Here is a 20,961-nt window from a genome sequence, read left to right as displayed (position 1 = left end):
CCGGAAAACCTTTCAAAAAAGCCATCACCGCCTGCATGCGAAAACTCCTTGTCATCCTCAATACCATGGTCAAAACAAACTCTACCTGGAACTCCAATCATGCTTAAAAATAACCTTGACAAAAAACACAGCCGCTGGGTTAACGATGTTATGAAAAGCGTCAAAGTCCTTCAAGGGTGGCGGAAGCTCGCCAGATCCTCTTTAGTCGTTTGCTGCGGATAGGCGGCTTGGTTTTCTGGGGTGTCCGGCATCGTGACCGTCGTGCCATCGATTGATTTCGGTGCTGGCGCGATCGTGTCCGTGGCTGACTACCATTCCGGCGGCTGTTCCCCTGCCGGCAATGGCGATTGTGTGAATTCGATGAATCAGGTCCTTCGGCGGCGAGCGGGGTTTTCGGCCGATTCGCGGCTCCGTATGATTTATACTTAGGTGGACGTTCCAGCCCGGCGCATCGGGTCGCGTCTGAAGAGTTATCCCCGTTTCTTTCGCCGTTCGTCCTTTGTACTTCGCACTTCGTACTTATCACCGTGTCTGAACAAACTTTCCAAGCCGAGCACTTCATCAACCGCGAGTTGAGTTGGTTGGAATTCAACGCCCGCGTATTGGAAGAGGCGGAAGACCCGACGAACCCGCTCTTGGAGCGGCTGAAGTTTCTGGCAATCTTCAGCTCGAACTTGGATGAGTTCTTCATGGTCCGCGTGGCGGGCCTGCGCGAGCAGGCCTTCGGCGACGGCGCCCCGCAGGATTTTGCCCCCGACGGCATGCGCCCTGTCGCGCAGTTGCAGCGGATCGCTAAGCGCACCCAGGAACTCGTCGCCGCGCAGTATCGTTGCTGGAACGAGTCCGTGCTGCCGCAGCTTGCTGCCGAAGGGATTCGGCTATTGCGGTTCAATGAGCTGAATCCCACCCAGCGCGAATCGCTCGATCGCTTCTTCCGCGAGCGAGCGTTCCCGATTCTCACGCCGATGGCCGTCGATCCGGCCCATCCCAGCCCGCGGTATCACAATCGTGGATTGTACCTGGCGACGATGCTCGAGCGCCGCCGCGGCTTGGGGCCGAAGCAGTTGTTCGCCGTCGTGCAGGTGCCGCAGATTCTGCCGCGCCTGGTGCCGTTGGGGCAGGGAGAAGAGCAGCAGTTCATCTTGTTGGAAGAGGCGGTCTCGGCGCGGTTGCCCGAACTGTTCGGCGGGTTCGACATTCTCTCGTGGACCACATTCCGGATTACGCGCGACAGCGACATCGAGTTGTTGGAGCAAGAATCGGACGACATGCTCCGTCTGATTGAAGATCGTCTCAAGGCGCGGCAGCGCGGTGAAGCCGTGCGCCTGGAGGTCGCCGCCGGGGGCAATGAAGAGTTGTCGCGGATGATCATCGACGACGAAGCAATTCGCGACGGAACGCCCGAGGGTTATAGCGAGGTTTATCGGATCCCCGGGCCGCTCGATCTGACGGCGCTCATGGAACTCACGAAGATTCCCAATCGCGATCACCTCCGCGACGCGCCCTTTTCGCCGCAATTGCCGCGAGGAATCCGCCGGCGGAGCGACGATCTATTCGCGATGATCGCGAAGCGCGACATTTTGCTGCATCACCCATACGACGCCTTTGATCCTGTGGTCGATTTCATCAGCCGGGCTGCGAACGACCCGCGGGTGCAGGCTATCAAGCAGACGCTCTATCGCACCAGCGGCGATTCGCCGGTCACGCGGGCCTTGATCCAGGCCGCGGAATCGGGCAAGCACGTCACCGCGCTCGTGGAACTCAAGGCTCGATTCGACGAGGCGAACAACGTGAGCTGGGCACGGCAGCTCGAGCGGGCCGGCGTGCATGTGGTGTTCGGCTTTCTCGACCTCAAGACGCATTGCAAGGTGTCCCTAGTCGTGCGGCAGGAGGGAAGCAGCCTGCGGCGCTACGTGCACCTCGGCACCGGCAACTACAATCCGACCACCGCGCTCATTTACACCGATCTGGGTCTGTTCACCACAAACGAGGACATCGCCGCCGACGCCTCGGCCCTGTTCAATCTGCTCACCGGTTATTCGCAGGGGCATCAATGGCGGAAGCTGGTGGTCGCCCCAACCGATTTGCAGCGTCGCACGCTGCAACTCATCGACGAGCAGGCGCAGCGCGCTCGCGAAGGTCGGCCGTCGCGAATCTTCGCCAAGACCAACGCGCTAGCCGACCATCGCGTGATCGAGGCGCTCTATCGGGCCAGCCAAGCGGGAGTGCCGATCGACATCGTGGATCGCGGCATTTCCTGCCTGCGGCCGGGGCTACCTGGGATTTCGGAAAACATCCGCGTGCGGAGCATCGTCGATCGGTTCCTCGAGCACAGCCGCATTTACGTCTTTGGTCCCGACGACGATTGCCAGATTTATCTGAGCAGCGCCGATTGGATGCCGCGGAATTTCTATCGCCGCGTCGAAGTGATGTTCCCGATCGAGGCGGCCGATCTGCGCGAGCGGATTCTGCACGAGATCGTGCCGGCGTATCTTTTGGACAACGTGAAGGCCCGCATGCTCCAGCCCGACGGGATGTACGTCCGCATCAAACCGCCGGAAGGAGGCATGGCCTACCGCTGCCAAGAACGTCTGCTCGCCTTGCACCCCGCCGTCGCCCCACCCGAAACCCGCCCCTTCGGCAACGGCGCGCTGCGACATGAGGAATTGCGGATTGGGTCGTCGTAACGGAAGGGTCTGCCATGAAGCTGAGAGTCGTGTTGCATCCTGCTGAAGAAGGTGGATTCTGGGCCGAGATCCCCGCCTTACCTGGCTGCGTTTCGGAAGGTGACTCCTACGACGAAACACTCGCAAACATCCGCGAGGCCGCCGAGGGCTGGCTCGCCGTAGCGGATGAAGCTGTCGCAGAGGAATCCGACGCCCAGCTTGCGCAGATCGATCTTTGAAGGTCGTTTCGGACAAGCATCTCTGCAGAGTGCTGGAAACCCGCGGCTGGATTCTCCAGCAAGTCCACGGGAGCCATCACATCTACGCTCGGCCAGGAAGCCAAGTGATTCTCACGGTCCCCGTGCATGGCAACCGCGATCTGAAACGCGGGACGTTACGGAGTCTGATGAGACGAGCTGGACTGCGAGACGATGACCTTTAGGCCCTGCCGCGGAAATGCGCCATCGCCTCTTCAACAGCGGCGCCTATTTCTTCGTCGCTGACTCCCTTCGCATCGGCATTTCGCTGCGCGGATGCGATAACTTGCCGCAGTCCAATCAGCGGTTCGCGGCCGACCGAATCATCCGGTGTTTCACTTGGCGAAAGCAACATAACTAGCACACGCTGCTCTGGCTGCAATTGCCGGCCGAGCAGGCCTTCAAGACTGCGCCTGGCCGTTTCAGAAATCTCACTGACCGTTTTGGCGATCATCCTTTCCATATTGAAATTGTACGATCCAAAGTGCGCCGCGAACAATCCAATTGGTTATTGTGGCGTGCCTTTGGCCCTTGCGAGAGCGCTCGGATATGATGGAGGGATGAGCGAAAACAGATTCGACGACGATCCCTATCATCCGATCATTGATCGCCCCTGGCAATACGATATCGTCGAGCTTTGCTACTATCGAAATCCTCCTGACTTTTCTGGCGCTCGTTTGGATTTGACGCTTTAAAAGGACTCCGTCTTACGGCGGCTCCGGTTTCTCGGGGTTCAAGGCCTGAGCATTGAAGAAGGCTTTCCGATCCACACCTCCGGTCTCTGCATTGTCGATGTCAGCCGTCGGCAACTTGATGGACTGAAGGTGCGAGTTGACGACTTTGAAGCCAGCCACGGACAGGTCAAGTTTTGGGCCAGGGACGTGATTGATCGCGATATTTGCCATGATGATTGAACGGCCCGCTCGCCCGACGATAGATTTTCGGAATCGCGATTTCAGACTGACCCACTACCCGAGTTCGTCCAAATTTGACATTCGTCGCCACATGCCGCTATATTGAGTGCGCTGCGGGAGCGAATTAATTCCCTGCCTCATGCTCGCCGCATAAAAGAATTCTCCCTCCTGATCCTCGAATCTCCTTCCCATCCGAGGTGTTCTCATGCTCGTCATCCCTGGTCAACCTGGCAAAGATCTCTGCGATCGTCAGCTTGGCGTTACCCGACGTGATCTATTGCGCATTGGTGGATCGGCAATGCTCGGGCTCACGCTTGGCGATCTGCTCAAGCGGCAGGCGGCTGCCGCGGAGGCGCCAGTTGGCGGCGGGCCGGGCTGGGGGAAGGCGAAGAGCGTTATTCTGGTTTACTTGCAAGGCGGCCCGAGCCATCTTGATCTTTGGGACCCAAAGGAAAACGTGCCAGACAATGTGCGCAGCGCGTTCAAGGCGATCCCAACCAAGACGCCCGGTGTGAACGTCACCGAGATGCTCCCAAAGTTCGCCGAAATCACCGACAAGCTGACGCTCGTGCGGTCGATGAGCTACACGCCCAACGGGCTGTTCAACCACACAGCCGCCATCTATCAGATGAACACTGGCTGGACGGCCGACAAGGTGAGTCCCTCCGGCCAGCTCGAGCCGCCGAGTCCGAAGGACTATCCGAACTTCGGCTCGAACATTATTCGCCTCAAGCCGCCGACCGTCCCCATGCTGCCGTTCGTGATGATGCCGCGGCCGTTGCAGGAGAGTGGCGTGGTCGGCAAATCGGGCACGGCCGGCTTCCTCGGCCGGGCGTTCGATCCGTACTATCTCTATCCGCCCGGCGACGATATGGACATGGCCAAGATGGACCGCATCAAGGTCGAAGATTTGCAGCTTCGGCCGGAGGTCTCGAGCGCCCGCCTGGAGCGCCGCGCGCGGTTGCGCGAAGTGATCGACAAGGGGATGCCGGAGATTGAAAAGGCCACCGCGAAGTACGAACTCGATTCGTATTACGACAAGGCGCTGGGGCTGATCCTATCGGGCAGGGCGCGCGATGCCTTCGATCTCAAGAAAGAGCCGGACGCGATGCGCGAGCGGTACGGCCGCAACACGTTTGGCCAAAGCTGTCTTCTGGCGCGGCGGTTGGTCGAGGCTGGGACGCGAGTGGTCGAGGTGATCTGGCCCAAGGTCGCGAATTCCGACAATCACTCTTGGGACATGCACGTCGATCTCACCAAGCGCATGAAGACCCAGGCGGCGCCGATGTTCGATCCGGGCCTGACGGCGCTGATCTCCGATCTCGACGAGCGCGGCATGCTCGCCGAGACGCTCGTCGTCGCGGTCGGCGAATTCGGCCGCTCGCCGCAGCGCGGCCTGAGCACCTCGGGCAATGGCAACAGCCCCGACGGCCGCGATCACTGGCCCTACTGCTACACGGCCTGCCTGGCGGGGGCCGGCATCAAGCGCGGCTTCGTCTACGGCAAGAGCGACAAGACGGCCAGCGGCCCGTTGGAGAATCCGGTCCATCCGACGGAACTGCTGGCGACGATCTATCACGCGGCGGGCATCAGCCCGGCGACGATCGTCTACAACCATCTCAACCAGCCGCGCGAGATGGTGCAAGGGCTGCCCGTGCCGGGGTTATTTGCCTAACAACGGCCCGAGCGGCTAGAGTAACGGTACAGGGGTTGTCAACCAGGATGGATCGCGATGCGTGTCAGGCTGCGCTTCGAGCGGCTCGAAGATCGGAATTTGCTTGCCGCTGACTCATGGATCGGCGGCAACGGAAATTGGAGCCAGGCATCCAATTGGAACAACGGCGTTCCGACGACCACGTCTGACGTGATGATCAACACGTCATCGCCGGCGACGATTACGATCCAGGCCGGCGAAACGGACTCGGTAAATAGCCTGACCGTCGGCGCCAACGATACGCTGGCGATGCCGGGCGGCGGCGATCCGGCGAACCCAGCCAGCAATTCGATCACGAGCAATCCGGAATTCGAATCGCCGGCCGCTTCCAACGGCACGACGCGGCCCGCCAACTGGGGCTACTGGGGATCGTCATACCTCAGCAGCCAATACGCCTTCGCCGGCTCGCAGTCGCTCGTCCTGAGCGGCGCGAACTCCGGAGTGTCGCAGACCTTTACCGTCACACCCGGTGCGTCGTATACCACGTCCGTTTACGCGATGACTCCCGCCGCCAATCCCCTGACGGGCAACATCGTCGGCGAACTCCAGGTGCTGTACTTCGACTCCAGCAACAAGCAAATAAGCGCTTATAGCGCGCCCAATCAGATCGTCGTTCTCAGCGGCTCGAGCGCGAGCGGCGGACCGCTCGCGGGGACCGTCGGCGGCCAAGGCTGGAATCACTTTTTCACGACCGCCGTCGCGCCAAGCAATGCCGCGACGGCACACGTGCAACTGGCAACCTATTCGGGTAGCGGATCCTTTGGTGGAACGGTCTATTTCGACACGGTCAAGTTCGGACCGTCCCCAATTGGGCCGTCGCACCTGACCACCGGAAGCGCCGCTAATAACGGCACGGTCACCGTCGGCCCCACGAACACGATCGCGGTGAGCGGCGCCTTCTCGCAGACTTCGACGGGCATGCTGGACGTGCAGCTCGGAGGCGCGCCCTCCACCAACGTCTTTGGCTCGATCGCAATTTCGGGCGCGGCAACGCTGGCCGGCACGCTCAAGGCCGATCTCGTCTACGGATACTCCCCCTCCACGACGGATTCATTCACGCCAATCACCTACGCGAGCGAATCGGGCGGATTCGCAACTTACACGCTTCCCAGCGGAACGGGCTACGAATTCGCCGGCGCGGCGAGCTTCACCAATTTGCTCGTCAGCGCGGCTCCGAGCGCGGCGGTGACGTCGATGGTGAGCGCCGCCACGGTCCTGCATCCCGTCGCCACCAACATGTTCGGCATCAACGCAACCTGGTGGGACAGTGCGGCAACCACCTCTCAAACAATGCAGATGGCGACCGCCGCGGGACTCAAGTTGTATCGTTTTCCCGGTGGTTCTTCTTCCGACGATTTCCATTTCAACGTGGCGGCGAATTCCGGCGATTCCGCCGCGATCACGATTCCGCAGTTCGTCCAGTTCATTACATTGGCGGGCGGGACCGGTTTGGTGACGCTCGATTACGGTTCGGGCAGTCCTCAGGAAGCCGCCGCCGAATTGGCCTATCTGGAAGGCTCGACCGCCGACTCGACTGCGATCGGCAATGGAATCGAGTGGAGCGACTCCACGAGCGTATGGCAAACAGTGAACTGGAATACAGTCGGCTACTGGGCGAGTCTTCGTGCCGCGAGTCCGCTTGCACTGAATGACGGCTTGAACTTCTTGCGGATCGGCCATTCGGCCCCCTTCACCAGCATCAAGTATTGGGAGGTCGGCAACGAAGAATACGGAGTAAGTTGGGAGGTCGATCACCACGGCACGGCCGGGCCCGGCGGCGCGAGCACCGGCGCGGCGCACGACCCGGCCACGTATGTCGCCTTCGCCAAGCAGTTCGCCACTCTGGCCGCTTCGATCCTGAGCACGGCCGGATTGCCCGCAATTTCGATCGGCATCGACAGCGGCGACCCGAACGGCGGCGACAACAACTGGACCAAAAATGTTCTGACCGTGGGTCTGAGTATCGGGTTCGTGCCGAATTTCATCTCCGATCATAGCTACATGCAAGGGCCCGGGAACGAGAGCGATTCATTCCTGCTGAACAACACCGTAGCGTATAGCCCCAGCATCTTGGATTGGTCGACGCGGTATGCCGCCTATCAATCTCTGCTGCAGCAGACGCTCGCGGGCCAAGCGGCGAGCGTTCAGCTCATGGCCACGGAGTTCAACTCGGTTTATGCGAGCCCTGGCAAGCAATCGACGAGCCTGGTTAATGGATTGTTCATCGCCAATTCGCTGGGAAGTATGCTCGACAGCGGCTACGTTGGCAGCACGATGTGGGACCTGCGTAATGGTTGGGGCACCGGCAACAACGAGAGCAATCTGCTTTACGGCTGGCGGATGGGGGGCGACTACGGCGTGCTGGGGACATCTGGAGGGAGCGCTCCCGCTTCGGGCACGTATGTCGCTTACCCCAACTATTACGCGCTGCAACTCGTTTCGAAAATCGCCACTGCGGGCGGCCAGGTCGTGCCGGCGACGAGCAGCTATAGCGATCTCGACGTTTACGCCGTGATGCAGGCCAACGGCGATCTCGAACTGCTGGTGATCAATACCAACCCGGCCACCGCAATCACCGATCAGTTCGACATTTCGGGCTTCCAGCCGGGCGGCCCGGCGCAGGTTTGGCAATACGGCAAGACGCAGGACACGGCGCAAAGCCTGACCTCGAATGGCGCTTCAGCACTCGCGAACTCCAATACGACCCTGAGCCTGAACGGGGCAAATTTCAGCTATAGCTTCCCGGCCTATTCGATGACGGTGCTCGACGTGAAGCAGGCTCCGACTGTGGCGACTCAGGCCGTCGCCATGCCGAGCCCCGTCGCGGGCACGAGCACGGCGCTGAGCGTGCTCGGCGGCTACAACGGCGGCGAGAGCAATCTGACTTACACTTGGGCGACGACCGGCACGCCGCCCGCGCCGATCACGTTTTCCGCGAACGGCACGAACGCGGCAAAGAGCACCGTTGCCACGTTCAGCAAGGCCGGCACGTACACGTTTCAAGTGACCATAACCGATCCCGCGCAGCTTTCGACCACAAGCAGCGTCAGCGTGACGGTCGTGCCAACATTTACGAGCATCGCCGTTTCGCTGACCTCATCCAATCTGGCGACAACCGGCACCGAACAGTTCTCGGCCGTTGCCCGCGACCAATTCGCGAACCCGCTCTCGAACCAGCCGGCATTCATCTGGTCGGTGGTTGGCGGAGGTCAAATCGACGGCACGGGCCTGTTCACTCCGGCCTATATGTCCGGCACCGCGACGATTCAAGCGATGAGCGGCACCCTGACCGGAACGATGAACGTCTCGTTGCCCGGTTCGGCAAGTTGGAGTGCTTCGACCGCCAGCTCTTGGAACACGGGTGGCAATTGGCAAAGTTCGGCGCTAGGTGGCAATCTGGCTTTGCCCGGCGAGCGCGGCATCGTCGGCGATACGGTCCTTTTCCAGTCCAGCGCTGGCACCATAGTCAACTTGGACGGCGCCAACCCGACATTGGCCGGAGTCACGTTTAACAGCAGCATCACGAGCTACACAATCGCAACCGGCACCGACGGTTCGCTGCAAATGAACAACGGCGCCAATAGCGCCGCGATTGACGTTGCCGCCGGCAGCCACTCGATCACCGCGGGCCTCGCGCTCTTGAGCAATCTGTCGGTCGATGCCGCAGCCGGCAGCACCTTGACGGTCGCCGGCGCGATCAGCGGCACGGAAAAATCGCTGACGCTGACCGGGGCGGGGACCGTGATTCTCAGCGGCGCGAACAGCTTCACCGGCGGCACCGATGTGTCGGCCGGATCGCTTATCGTCGAATACGGTGCATCGTTGGGCGGCAGCCTGACGATCGGCTCTGGCGCCGTCGTTACCATTGCCGCGAGTGACGCCAATGGAAACTCGCTCGTGGACGCAGCCAGCGCCGCCGCGCCGGAGAGCAGCGCTGCGGTCGCCTCTTCGGCCGCGTTGGGTGCCATGCCCACGCGGGCGGGGCGCCCTATGGGCCCGCCAGCAGGTCGGCGTGGGCATGAGCCCCACCGAGGCATGGCCACTCAGGGCAGTGGCCCTGGCACCCGACAATTCAGCATTGAAGCCCCGCTAGCTTCAATCGCCGCAGTCCCGTCGCTAAGTCTAAACCAACCGCCGGTTGTCGGCAGCCCATTACCCGTTTCCACGGCCGCCAAACCATCGGTCTCGTCTGCGAACAATTCAATCGCATCGGCGGCAGCGGCGCATGTCGGCGGATTGGATCCATTCGCGATCCCCGACAGCATCTTTCCCCGCAGGCTCCTAACAACCGCCGCCGCAGATCGACCGTCAGGACGCAACACCTCGCATCTCGTCAAACAGTTAGCCATCGTCGACGATCTATTGGAACAGCCAGCGCGCTGGTCCAGCTTTGATGGCTAAGTCTTGACTTTTTCCGACATTCAGACCGGATTCTCCAATAAATCCGTCGCCCGCGTCGGTCTTCTTCATAGTACGCAGCAAACAGGTCGAGCAGCCGGATGGAAACGCTCCAGGCAAGATTGGCGCGAGGCGACCAGGCTGCCTTCGCCGAGTTGTACGACACCTACGCCGATCGCCTCGGTCATTACCTGCTCGTTCGCCTGGGCTCGCGAGACGACGCGGGCGATGCATTGCAGGAATCGTTCCTCCGTCTGGCTCGCACGCGACAGGGATTCGCCAAGGTTGCCAACCTGGAGGCTTATGTGTTCACCGTCGCCCGGAACGAGTCGGCGCGATTTGCGGCGAGCCGGGCGCGACTCGAGCGCGAGCGAAAGCCACTGACGGCAGATGACCTGTTCTGTTGCGCGCCGAGCGACGCCGAGGCCCGGGATATCGCGGAGATCGTCGCCGCGGCGATGGGGCAATTGAGTCCCGAGCTGCGGGAAGTCGTGGAACTAAAAACCTATGCCGAGTTGACGTTTCAACAAATCAGCCGCGTGATCGGGGCGCCGCAAGGGACTGTGGCCACCCGCTATCGCGCGGCCTTGGCAAAAATGCAAACCTGGATGGCGAGGCAACCGAAATGAACGACGACATCGAAGAACTATTGGCCCGACTGACGCCCAAGGGACTTGAGGCCGGATTGCGCCCGCGCGTGCTCGGGGCAGTAGCGAGCGAGTTGACGCCGCGCGAAAAGACGCCCGCCTGCAATCATCCGGCGGGGCACCAGTTTATTTGCGTTCATTGCGGACGCAAACTGCAGCCCGCGAGCCTCGTTCGTCGCTTGTCTTGGCCGGGAGCGCTGGCGGCGATGACTTCGATCGCGGCGACTCTGCTGGTAGTGATGTTGATCAATCGACCGGCGCTCGTTGCCGATCGGGAAGGTACTTCGCAGGCGACGAGCCGCGCAGGCGCTACGGGACCGTCTGCATCCCGGCCCGTTGCCCGAGAAGCGATCGACGACCGCGGCATTCGGCGGCGTCTCACGTTCTCCGGGCGACCTGATGCCCGAGGAATTCTCTCGGCCGGCGACACGGAGCTGGATGAGGGCTTGCCGAACCGCAACGGTTGGCGAGCCAATGACAAAGCCGTCTCGATGATCGACATGGAGAGCGCCGATTCCAAAATCCAGAATGGAACATTGCGGCAACGCCTTTTACGCGAGTCGGGCAAGTCGCTCGGTGGACCGGATGAGTCGATTTTCCAACCATCAGATCTCCAGGGGAGCAAACTATGATGCGCCATCTCGGCTCTTTTGTATTGATCGGCGCTGCACTGGCGGCGGCGACGGCGCGAGGACAAGACGCGGACAAGCCGCCGATCAAGATCGTCTTGCACCCGGCTGGCGAGCCCCGCGAGGCGCTCAAGTATCAGCTTTTGCCGCCGCTCTTGGATCGTCGGCCCGGCAACGCGGCCGTCCAATACCTCAAGGTGCCGCACGAGCAGACCCAATTGTTCAGTGACACTGCATTCTGGGACACGCTCGACAAGTGGATCGAGATGCCGCTGCCCAAGCTGCGCAAAGAAGTGAGCGGAGAAGGAAGGAAGTACGCTTGGCTAATGTCGAGCCGGTCCGGGATTATCGAATTGCTCGATCGCGGCGCCCGCTGCGATTCGTGCGACTGGGATATTCCGATTCGGGAGCACGAATTCTATTCGATCCTGCTGCCGGACGTTCAGTCGAGCCGGTCGTGGGCCCGGATTCTGGCCGTCCGGGCGCGACTCCAGATCGCCGGCGGGAAATACGACGACGCCATCCACACCTTGCAAACCGGCTTTGCCCTCGCACGGCACGTGGCCCAAGGACCGACGCTCATCAATGGATTAGTCGGCGTCGCGATCGGCGGAATGATGTCGTATCAATTGGAAACATTGATTCAGCAGCCGGGCGCGCCGAACTTGTATTGGGCCTTGGCCTCGCTGCCGCGGCCGTTGATCGATTTTCGTCCGGGCTACGAAGCGGAATTCGCGGAGATTTACCTCTCGTATCCCGAGCTCCGCGATCTGGAAAAGAAGGATCTGACGCCGGACGAGTGGCGCCGGATCTTGCAAAAGATCGTGGGCCGACTCTCCGCGTTCATGGGCTCCGGCAGTGGCTCGGGACAGCCCGATTGGATTGACTTGGGGGCGGTGGCCTCGATGCTCGAGGGCTACCCGCGGGCGAAGTGGTCTTTGATCGCCGAGGGGCGCTCGCCGGCAGAAGTGGAAGGCATGTCGGCGGCCCAGGTCATCCTGATCTACTCGATGCAAACCTACAACGAACTTCGCGACGACACATTCAAATGGCTCTCGCTCCCCTACACGGAAGCGCGCCAGGGAATGGAACGAGTAGATAAGAAATTGCATGAGAGCATCGCCCGCGGCCGAGAGATTATTCCCTTCGCCACGCTCCTTCTGCCGGCAGTGTTTAACGTCAAGAACGCAGAAACCCGATCGATTCAAAAAATCGCCGCTCTCGAAGTGCTCGAAGCGCTGCGGCTCTATGCCGCCGGGCATGAAGGCAAGCTGCCCGAGAGCCTGAGAGACGTCACGGAAGTGCCGATTCCGCTCGATCCATATCGCGGCGAGCCATTCATCTATGTCCGCAAAGGCGATACCGCAAAACTCGAATCCCCGTTTCCGATCGACAATCCGACTCTTTACGAAATCCAACTCGCCTCTGAGGGAGCAAAACGATGAGAGTCCTTTTCAGCACCGCGGCAATGGCCATGTTGGCACTCACTGCCGGCGCCGCCGTCGGCCAGGACAAGTTCGACGCGACCGTCCGCGCGAAAATCGTCGCGCCGCTCATCGACGAGCAGACGGTCGCCGTGGCCCATCTCGATCTCACGCGAGTTGCCGTCGATCCGCTCGTCGATCAGGCCGCTTCGCTGCGGCTTGTCAGCACGGAAGAAGCCGCGGCCATCAAAGTCGCTGTCGGCGGGCTCCGACAGCGATTGATCGACGCTGGCGTGAAGGATGTCTACGCGTTTTTCACTCTTTCCGGCGGCCTGCGCCAGGCAAGGCCGTTTGCCGCGATCCCACTCGACACTTCCAGCGACGAGAAGGCGATTCGCGGAATCGTCGGCATCGTCGCCGCAACCGAACGGCGGGGGGACTTGCTCCTGATTGCACCCGATCGGGAGACATTGACGCGACTAGCCGGAATAGTACTGGATCCACGCCCCGAGCTGGCGCCGGCCTTGGAAGCCGCGGGCGACACGGCGGCCCAGGTGCTGTTGTTGCCCCCGAAGCATTATCGCCGCGTGCTGGAAGAGGCCATCGGCGAATTGCCCAAGGAAATCGGTGGCGGGCCGATTAACGTGTTCACGCGCGGCGTGCTGTGGGCCGCCGCCGGGATCGATCCGCCTCCGCATGCCGCCGTGCGGCTAACAATCCAATCCGAGGATTCCCAGGCAGCCGAGGCTTTACGGAGCAAGCTGGGCGATATGCTCCACTTGGCCGGCGAGAACGGAGGCACGCGAAAGGTCGTCCCCAATTATGACGAGGTGGCCGCGTTGATGCTGCCGCGACTGGACGGCAAACGGCTATTGTTGGTTTGGGACGAGAAGAATCGCGGCATCGACACAGTCCTGGCCTCTCTTGCGCGGCCCATCGAGTCGCTCGAGCGCAAGAGCGCGATGGTGCGGTCGTCGAACAACCTCAAACAGATTGCGCTAGCGATGCACAATTATCACTCGGCGCACAAGCATTTTCCGTTGCCCGCCAGCCTTAGCCCTCAAGCTACGCCGCTTTTGAGTTGGCGGGTCGCGATTCTGCCTTATCTCGACGAGAATCCGCTCTATCAGCAGTTTCACCTCGACGAAGCCTGGGACAGTCCGCACAATCGGGCCTTGATCGACAAGATGCCGGAGATCTACCGCCTGCCGGTCTCCAAGAATAAGGAGCCCGGCCGGACGAACTATCTTTTGCCAGTCGGCAACGGCGCGGTGTTCACAGCCGACAAACCGACCGAGTTCAAGGACATAACCGACGGGACCTCCAATACGCTCATGGTCATCGAATCAGACGACGACCACGCCGCGATCTGGACCAAGCCCGACGATTGGCAGTTTGATCCGCAGCAGCCAACCCAGGGGCTTGGCCGCTTCTATAGCGGCGGCTTCTACGCGGCGCTCTGCGACGGCTCGGTCCGTCTCGTGCCGGGCACGCTCGATTCAAAGACTTTGAAGGCCCTCGTCACGCGAGCCGGCGGCGAGGTGATCGAAAGTTTCTAGTGGAGCGTCAAACCTGATTTTATGGGTGCCATGGCCACTGCCCTGAGTGGCCATGAGCCAACACAGTCCATGCCCACGCCGACCTGCTGGCGCCGGTGCCCGCGTGGGGATGGCACCCCGCAAATCATTTTTTTACGAGCGAGCAATAGTAGTCGATCGAGCGGCGCAGGCCCTCGTCGAAGCGGACGCTCGGCTCGTAACGGAGGTGCTGGCGGGCCAGGGTGATGTCGGCCAGGCTTTCGCGGACGTCGCCAGCTCGGGGTGGAGCAAAGATCGGCGCGACGTCGGTATCGAGCAGCCGATTCAGCGCGGAGATCAGCTCAAGCAAATTCACCTGGTGTCCGGTGGCGATATTGAAGACGCGGCCGGAGACGTTTGGCGCATCGCCGGCCAGCAGGTTCCCGGCCACGACGTCGCCGACGAATGTAAAGTCTCGCGATTGATTGCCATCGCCGAAGATGGTCGGCCGCTTGTCGCCAAGCATCAGCGTGATGAACCGCGGGATAACGGCCGAGTATTCGCTGTTCGGATCCTGCCGCGGACCGAAGACGTTGAAGTATCGCAGGGCAACTGTTTCAATCTCCTCCATCGCGGCGAACGCCTGGCAATAATATTCCGCAGCTACTTTGGCCGCCCCGTATGGCGAAATCGGCATCGGCAGATCGCTCTCGCGTTTCGACGCGGCCGGCTGATTGCCATAAGCGCTGCTCGAAGCGGCGTAGACCAGTCGCCGGACCCCGGCTTTCCGCGCGGCATCGAGCAGCACGAGCGTGCCGGTGACACAGGCGGCATGGGTCTCGAGCGGCCGTTCGACGCTCCGCGGCACGGAGGCGAGCGCGGCCTCGTGAAAGATGCAATCCGCCCCTTCCACTGCCCGAGCCACCGCCGCGGCGTCGTTGAGATCGGCCTCGATGAACTCGATCCGCCCGCGGACCTCGGCCAGATTGGCCAGATTGCCGGTGCTGAGATTATCGAGCACGCGCACCTGATCACCGCGCCGCACCAGCGCATCGACCACGTGAGACCCGATAAACCCAGCGCCGCCAGTGACGAGGACTTTGCGCATGAAACCCTAATCTTTTCCGTGGTGTTCGACCTTCGGCCAGTACGTTTTGAAATCGAATTTGATACTGTTGTCGTCGTCGTGGCACTGGATGCAGGTGTCGGCCGACTTGACCGCCCGCATGGCGGCTCGGCGATCAGCGACATCCTTGTCAGTCAGCTTTGCGTCGCCCGATTCCGCGGCCACATGGGCGGAGCCGGGTCCGTGGCAGTTCTCGCAGCCATTATGGGCCAACAGCGGCGTCTTCTCCAGGCTAGTGTAACCCCCTAGGAACGGATAGAACTTTTGCGGCTCCCAACCGGTGACGTGGCAGCTTAAGCACTCCGGATCATATTGTCGCGACGGTTTGAGATTGGCAAGGGTGTCGAACGCTTTGGCGTGCGGCGTTTCCTTCCACACGGCATACGCCTTGGTGTGGCAATCGCCGCAGACCTTGGAGCCAACAAACTGCCTCCCGCTCGGATGCGGAGTCGGCACCAGCCCCAGCCCCGAAAGCTCGACCTGCTTCAATTGGTCCTGATAGGAGGCCATCAACTGGTGCATTTCGTCCGATTCGCCTAGCCGCGCGGCCAGCGGCACGACGCGAAAACGCGCCGGCTCCCGCGAATCGTCGAACAAGCCGATCACGTTGGCATACTCTCCCTTTTGCCCCACCTCGACCAGCCGGGTCTTGGTTCCCTCGACGACGATCGGCTCGCGCGGCGGTTCCGGCGCGCCGCCGGAGCTGATTACGAAATCGAATTGCGGGAAGGCTTTGGCCAGCGCGATCGACTCGTCCTTGGTCGCGTGAGCCAGCAGAATCAGCCGATCACAATGCGCCTTTTGCATTTCGGGGAGGATTTCCCTGATCGCATCGGACGCCGGCTTGAATTTGATGTCGTCATTGCTGATCGCCCGCTGGGCCGAGTCGCCGATGACCGCGGTTACGCCGAGCTTCAGCTTGCCCGCTGGAACGATTCGCAGCCGCGGGATGTAGGTCTGATCGAAGCTGATTAGCGCGGCATTGGCCGAGACAAAGGGGCCGGGACTGTCCGGCGAATCGCTGACTGCGGCCAACAGCGATTGAACCGGGAGCCGCAGATCGTCGGTGCCCAGCGCCACCGCTCCATATTTCATCGTCTTCAGTGCATCGGCCGTGGCCTGAAACTTGATCTCCGACTGATTGCCGAAGCGGCGAACCTGCTCACCCACATCGACCGGCACGACGGTCATGCCACTAGCGGCGAGCTTCTTGAGGTAGCTATGCCGCCGGCTCAGGCCCCCTTTCTGATTCTCCTTGCCGGAGCAGCCGCACGGCTCGATATAACCCATTTGCATGCCGGTAGCCACAATGACGGCCGCGGGCATCGGCCAGTCCTGAAGGAGCGGGTCGTCAGGATCTGGGGCCAGATGAGAAGTAGAGTCGCCGTGGTTCGCGTCCACTGCTGATGGCGGTTTTGTTTCATTGCGGGATGCAGCTTGGTCGGCCTTCTCACGATCGCTGGCAGAGTTCTTCGACGATTCCGGGATTGCCGGATTAGAGCCGATCCGAGAATCGTCCGAGGAGAGGGGGACAGTCCCCTTTTGTTCCCGACCATCTGGCGATGGTGCCCGCTCCACAAAAGGGGACAGTCCCCGGCGGTTCTCGGCGGGCAGCTTTTCGGCGGTTTTGCTGGGCAGCGCTTCAATGGAAGTCGAGGTGACGGCGCCGGCGACAGCGTCAGGAGACGGCTTCTTAGGCTTTGCGGCGGTCCCCTCTTCGCGCGGACAACCCGCCGAGACGACTAGCGCAGCCATCAGCGCTGCCGCCGCTGCCGCCGATTTCTTGATTGTGCACATCCGTGTACATCCCGCTCGATTAGAACGCAAAACCCTTCATTCTTTCACAACGTAGCGAACCAAGATTTGTAACTGCGGCGCGTCCGGCAGTCCGGTGTCGAGAATGACGCGCGCCAGCTTACCCTGGTCATTTCCCAAATGATTCACTGCCCGAGCGCCGCGCGGCACCTCGATCGTCAACGGAATTCTCGCCGCCGACGGAGGCAGTTTCTCTAGTTTTCCAATGGTCACTTTCAGCGGCTCAAGGGTCGGCCCAGTCAGCCTCAGATTCACCTTGTCCTGGGCCACTTCGCGGAGCAGCAGGAACAAGTCGGCCTTGGCCCCGTCGCTCGCGCGAACCTCCCCGAGCATTAGGATCCCGCGCTCGGGTTCCCAATTCGGACCAACGACTTCAATCGGACTATTCACCTTTCCCTCAACCGGCAATTCAATCTCCGGATCGCCGGGCAGATTGAATTGGAGGCGGATTGTCTGCGCAAATGGTCCGGCCGGCAAGCCAGGTTTGATTGTAAGCCGTAGAATGCAGCCGCTCTTTGCCCCGACTTCCTGTTTTAGCTCATCCGCCGACATCTTCTCGATCGCCAAGTCGAACCAAGCCGCGGTGCTGGCGCCGGAGAACTCGTGCCGGAGCACGGCGAGGTCAGTGGTGGCGAACGAGTAGATTCGCGCGGTTTGAGTGGCCGATTTCTTCGACGAAATGCTTGTGAACACCAGCTTCTCCGGTTCGACGCGATAGGTCGAGACGATTTCACCGGCAATGAACAAATCGATTCGTCGCTGATCTGGGTCGTTGGTGAGCACGGGAGCGCTATTGCGGAAGGGCCCCATCGCCTTGCCCTTCCACTCGATCGTCACCTTCGTGGAGCCGCCCGGCGGCACCTCGGGATGCTCGATCTCAGAGACAGTGCAAGAGCAGCTCGTTTCACCCTTCTCGAGCACAAGCGTTCCTTTCCCCACGTTGCGGATCACGAAATCGTGATGCTGCGGCGTCCCCTTGTCCGCCTTGCCAAAATTGAACTCGAGTTGGCCTCCTTCGACGACGGCCTTGGGCGGCGGACCTTGAATCGCTGGAGGAGGGGGCGTCGGCGCGACGTGCGCTGGCCCGAGTTCGATCCGGCCCGACCCGTCGGGACGCAACCCCAGTTCGAAGACCGTCGCGCCAAGACCAAGCGTCAGGCCAAGGAAAATCGAGACCGCAACCACAATCAAGATTCGCATAGTATGAAAACTCATCTTGGCGCTCTAGCGGTTTAACTTTTTACGGCTCTCGCGGATCGGCGGTTCGCACGCGAACCTGGCGGCGCCGCGCACTGTCCAAATACGACCACCCCTTGGCGGCCTTACTCGTGTCAGTATACTGGCATCTGCCGATGTTTGCCGCAACTTCGGTTGCAATGGGAATCGATTTCGACACGCAAAAACCCGGCTGGAACGGACATGACTCGCGTCGCGATCATGGGGGCCACGGGATACACCGCCCTGGAACTCATCAAGCTGCTGCTGCGGCATCCCGAGGTCGAAATCACCACCCTGACCAGCCGCCAGGAGGGAAGCCCGCACGTCGCGTCGGTACATCCTTCGCTGGCGGGCCGGCTCGATCTCCAGCTCGAAGACTTGGGTGCGATCGCCGTCGCATCGCGAGCCGACTGCGTCTTCAGTTGCCTGCCACACGGCGTTTCCGCAACCGTGGCCCCGCATCTCTTGGCGGCCGGGAAGAAGCTGATCGACTTCAGCGCCGATTATCGCCTCGACGACGCGGCCACCTATCAGGAATGGTACGGCCAGAAACATGCCGATCCCGAGCGCGTGGGAACGGTCGTGTACGGCCTGCCGGAGTTGTTTCGCGAGCAGATCGTCGGGGCCAGCATCGTGGCGAATCCCGGTTGTTACCCGACGTCGGCCATCCTGGCTCTCACTCCCCTATTGAAAGCGGGGCTAATCGAGCCGCACGACATCATCATCGACTCGAAAAGCGGCGTGAGCGGCGCGGGGCGCACACCGAAGCTCACCACCCATTTTCCCGAGTGCAACGAAAGCATTTCAGCCTACAACGTCGGCCGGCACCGCCATACCCCGGAGATCGAGCAGATCATTCGCCGCGGTTCGGGGCAGGAGGTGAGCGTGATCTTCACGCCGCACCTGGTGCCGATGGATCGCGGCATTTTGACGACCACCTACTCCCGTCCGATCGGTAACGTGACGGAAGAACAATTGCTCAAGGCGTTCCGCGGCTTTTATGCCGACCAGCCGTTCGTCCGCATCGTCGATCATTTGCCCGGCTCGAAGGACACTACCGATACGAACTTCTGCGACATCACCGCGCGCGTAGTCCGCGGCCGCGTGCTGACGATCAGTTGCCTCGACAACCTCATCAAGGGGGCCTCCGGCGCGGCCGTGCAGAACTTCAATTTGATGTATGGTTATCCCGAGACGACGGCCCTGTTGTGAAATGTCGAATGGCGATTTGCGAATGATGCTTCGGTAGGGTGCGTCGAGGCTCGGCGCTGACGCACCGTGCGGCAAGGTGGACTGGCCGTCGTGGCGGGTTCCGGCGCGTCTGCGCGGACTTGACGCACCCTACTCATTCGGGCTACGTGATCTGTCGGTCCCAAGCGATATGTCGATTCAATGTAACGGAACGAACACAATGTCGATCCAAATTCCATTAGGGTTCCGCCTGGGCGGTGTGCATTGCGGATTGAAGCGAAACACGACTCGGCAGGATTTGTCGCTCGTCGTTTCTTACCATCCGGCCGTGGCGGCGGGCGTGTACACGCAAAATCTAGTGTTCGCCGCACCGGTGGCGCTCGACCGTTCGCGAACTCCAGGCAGCGGCTTCCGCGCGGTGGTAATCAACTCCGGCAACGCCAATGCCTGCACGGGCGAGCGCGGGCTAGCGGATGCTCGGGAAATGGCCCGCCTGGCCGCTGCGGCTTGCGATGCGACGGGTGAGCAGGCGCTTGTGATGTCGACCGGCATCATCGGCGAGTACTTGCCGATGGAGAAGATCGCCGCAGGAATCGCAATCGTCGCCGATCAATTGGGGACCGGCGAGGAATCGCTCGTGGCGGCTGCCCGCGGGATGATGACCACCGACACGGTCCATAAACTCGCCGGCCGCACGCTTTCCCTCGGCGGGCGAACCATTCGGATCACGGGCATGGCCAAGGGGGCCGCAATGATCGGCCCGCGGATGGGCACGATGCTCGGTCTGATTCTGTCCGACGCCCCGCTCACCGCCGCAGCGGCCCAGCAATCGCTTTCCGCGGTCGTCGACGACACATTCAACTGCATCAGCGTCGAAGGGCACATGAGCACCAACGATACGGTGTTGCTCGTCGCCAACGGCGCGGCGGGCGGCTCACCGCTCGCGGGCTCCGATCTGGCCGCATTTCAGGAGGAATTGCACGCTGTGGCCGCAGAGCTGGCCCGATCGATTCCGGCCGACGGCGAAGGGGCGACGCATCTAGTGCTGATCGAAGTTAGCGGATGCGCCACGCGCGAAGCGGCCCGCCAGATCGCCAAGACGGTGGCCGATAGCGCTCTGGTCAAGACGGCCATCGCCGGGGCCGACCCGAATTGGGGCCGAATCGTTTCGGCCGCCGGTTATGCGGGCGTGGCCTTCGATCCGCTCGAAGTGGAACTCAATCTGAACGGCTTCTTGCTCTATCGCGGCGGCGCTCCGACCCCCTTCGACGCCGCCGCCGTCTCCGCCTCGATCCGCGCCGAGCGCGACACGATCATCACGTTGCGATTCTCCGAAGGCGATGCGCGCGTCCGCTTCTGGACGACCGATCTGACCGCCGAATACATTCGGCTTAACGCCGACTATCACACTTAGAGCCTATCCGAAAACCGCCGGGGACTGTCCC

16 protein-coding genes are annotated in these 20,961 nt (G+C 61.5%); 11 read left to right on the top strand and 5 right to left on the bottom strand.

Going from position 1 to position 20,961, the window contains the following annotated elements:
• Positions 1-527 precede the first annotated feature (527 nt).
• Positions 528-2,687, top strand: coding sequence for a polyphosphate kinase 1 (gene ppk1, locus VGY55_14875; protein ID HEV2971256.1), 2,160 nt, complete (start codon positions 528-530; stop codon positions 2,685-2,687).
• Positions 2,688-2,701: 14 nt separating this feature from the next.
• Positions 2,702-2,905 carry a type II toxin-antitoxin system HicB family antitoxin gene (locus VGY55_14870; protein HEV2971255.1) on the top strand — a complete coding sequence of 68 codons (204 nt, stop codon included), beginning with the start codon at positions 2,702-2,704 and terminating at the stop codon, positions 2,903-2,905.
• A 199-nt stretch (positions 2,906-3,104) separates the two neighbouring features.
• On the opposite strand, the gene VGY55_14865 is transcribed toward VGY55_14870, so the two are convergent.
• Positions 3,105-3,377 carry a hypothetical protein gene (locus VGY55_14865; protein HEV2971254.1) on the bottom strand — a complete coding sequence of 91 codons (273 nt, stop codon included), beginning with the start codon at positions 3,375-3,377 and terminating at the stop codon, positions 3,105-3,107.
• A 106-nt stretch (positions 3,378-3,483) separates the two neighbouring features.
• On the opposite strand from VGY55_14865, the gene VGY55_14860 reads away from it, so the two are divergent.
• On the top strand, positions 3,484-3,618 hold the full coding sequence (locus VGY55_14860) for a hypothetical protein (protein HEV2971253.1): 135 nt from the start codon (positions 3,484-3,486) through the stop codon (positions 3,616-3,618).
• A 12-nt stretch (positions 3,619-3,630) separates the two neighbouring features.
• On the opposite strand, the gene VGY55_14855 is transcribed toward VGY55_14860, so the two are convergent.
• Positions 3,631-3,828 carry a hypothetical protein gene (locus VGY55_14855; GenBank protein HEV2971252.1) on the bottom strand — a complete coding sequence of 66 codons (198 nt, stop codon included), beginning with the start codon at positions 3,826-3,828 and terminating at the stop codon, positions 3,631-3,633.
• A gap of 214 nt (positions 3,829-4,042) precedes the next feature.
• On the opposite strand from VGY55_14855, the gene VGY55_14850 reads away from it, so the two are divergent.
• From VGY55_14850 to VGY55_14825, 6 genes are all read left to right on the top strand, one after another.
• Positions 4,043-5,512: a DUF1501 domain-containing protein gene (locus VGY55_14850; GenBank protein ID HEV2971251.1), complete on the top strand. Its 1,470-nt coding sequence runs from the start codon at positions 4,043-4,045 to the stop codon at positions 5,510-5,512.
• Between the two features lie 57 nt (positions 5,513-5,569).
• Complete coding sequence (locus VGY55_14845) at positions 5,570-9,952, top strand: autotransporter-associated beta strand repeat-containing protein (GenBank protein HEV2971250.1); 4,383 nt, start codon at positions 5,570-5,572, stop codon at positions 9,950-9,952.
• A gap of 98 nt (positions 9,953-10,050) precedes the next feature.
• The gene (locus tag VGY55_14840; protein ID HEV2971249.1) at positions 10,051-10,578 is read left to right on the top strand and encodes an RNA polymerase sigma factor; all 528 of its coding nucleotides are present in this window, start codon (positions 10,051-10,053) and stop codon (positions 10,576-10,578) included.
• Positions 10,575-11,228, top strand: coding sequence for a hypothetical protein (locus VGY55_14835; GenBank protein HEV2971248.1), 654 nt, complete (start codon positions 10,575-10,577; stop codon positions 11,226-11,228). Before VGY55_14840 ends, VGY55_14835 begins: the two co-directional genes overlap by 4 nt.
• Positions 11,225-12,670, top strand: a complete 1,446-nt coding sequence (locus tag VGY55_14830) for a hypothetical protein (protein HEV2971247.1) — start codon at positions 11,225-11,227, stop codon at positions 12,668-12,670. The genes VGY55_14835 and VGY55_14830 overlap by 4 nt, the downstream gene beginning before the upstream one ends.
• Entirely contained in the window at positions 12,667-14,208 is a 1,542-nt protein-coding gene (locus tag VGY55_14825; GenBank protein HEV2971246.1) for a DUF1559 domain-containing protein, read from the top strand. The genes VGY55_14830 and VGY55_14825 overlap by 4 nt, the downstream gene beginning before the upstream one ends.
• 124 nt (positions 14,209-14,332) lie before the next feature.
• On the opposite strand, the gene VGY55_14820 is transcribed toward VGY55_14825, so the two are convergent.
• The 3 genes from VGY55_14820 to VGY55_14810 are packed head-to-tail and all read right to left on the bottom strand — an operon-like array spanning position 14,333 to position 18,307.
• Positions 14,333-15,274, bottom strand: a complete 942-nt coding sequence (locus VGY55_14820) for an SDR family oxidoreductase (GenBank protein HEV2971245.1) — start codon at positions 15,272-15,274, stop codon at positions 14,333-14,335.
• A gap of 6 nt (positions 15,275-15,280) precedes the next feature.
• Complete coding sequence (locus VGY55_14815) at positions 15,281-17,089, bottom strand: multiheme c-type cytochrome (GenBank protein ID HEV2971244.1); 1,809 nt, start codon at positions 17,087-17,089, stop codon at positions 15,281-15,283.
• Positions 17,090-17,125: 36 nt separating this feature from the next.
• Positions 17,126-18,307, bottom strand: coding sequence for a DUF1573 domain-containing protein (locus VGY55_14810; protein HEV2971243.1), 1,182 nt, complete (start codon positions 18,305-18,307; stop codon positions 17,126-17,128).
• 219 nt (positions 18,308-18,526) lie between these two features.
• Here VGY55_14810 and argC point away from each other — a divergent pair, with 219 nt between their 5' ends.
• On the top strand, positions 18,527-19,537 hold the full coding sequence (gene argC / locus VGY55_14805) for an N-acetyl-gamma-glutamyl-phosphate reductase (GenBank protein ID HEV2971242.1): 1,011 nt from the start codon (positions 18,527-18,529) through the stop codon (positions 19,535-19,537).
• A 199-nt stretch (positions 19,538-19,736) separates the two neighbouring features.
• Positions 19,737-20,930 (top strand): bifunctional glutamate N-acetyltransferase/amino-acid acetyltransferase ArgJ, encoded by a 1,194-nt coding sequence (argJ, locus tag VGY55_14800; protein ID HEV2971241.1) that lies wholly within the window; start codon positions 19,737-19,739, stop codon positions 20,928-20,930.
• Positions 20,931-20,961: the final 31 nt, after the last annotated feature.

It is taken from the genome of Pirellulales bacterium (assembly GCA_035939775.1).
GTDB lineage: Bacteria > Planctomycetota > Planctomycetia > Pirellulales > DATAWG01 > DASZFO01.
Note: the sequence above shows the minus strand (reverse complement) of the source record. Positions and strands in the feature narration are given on the sequence as shown.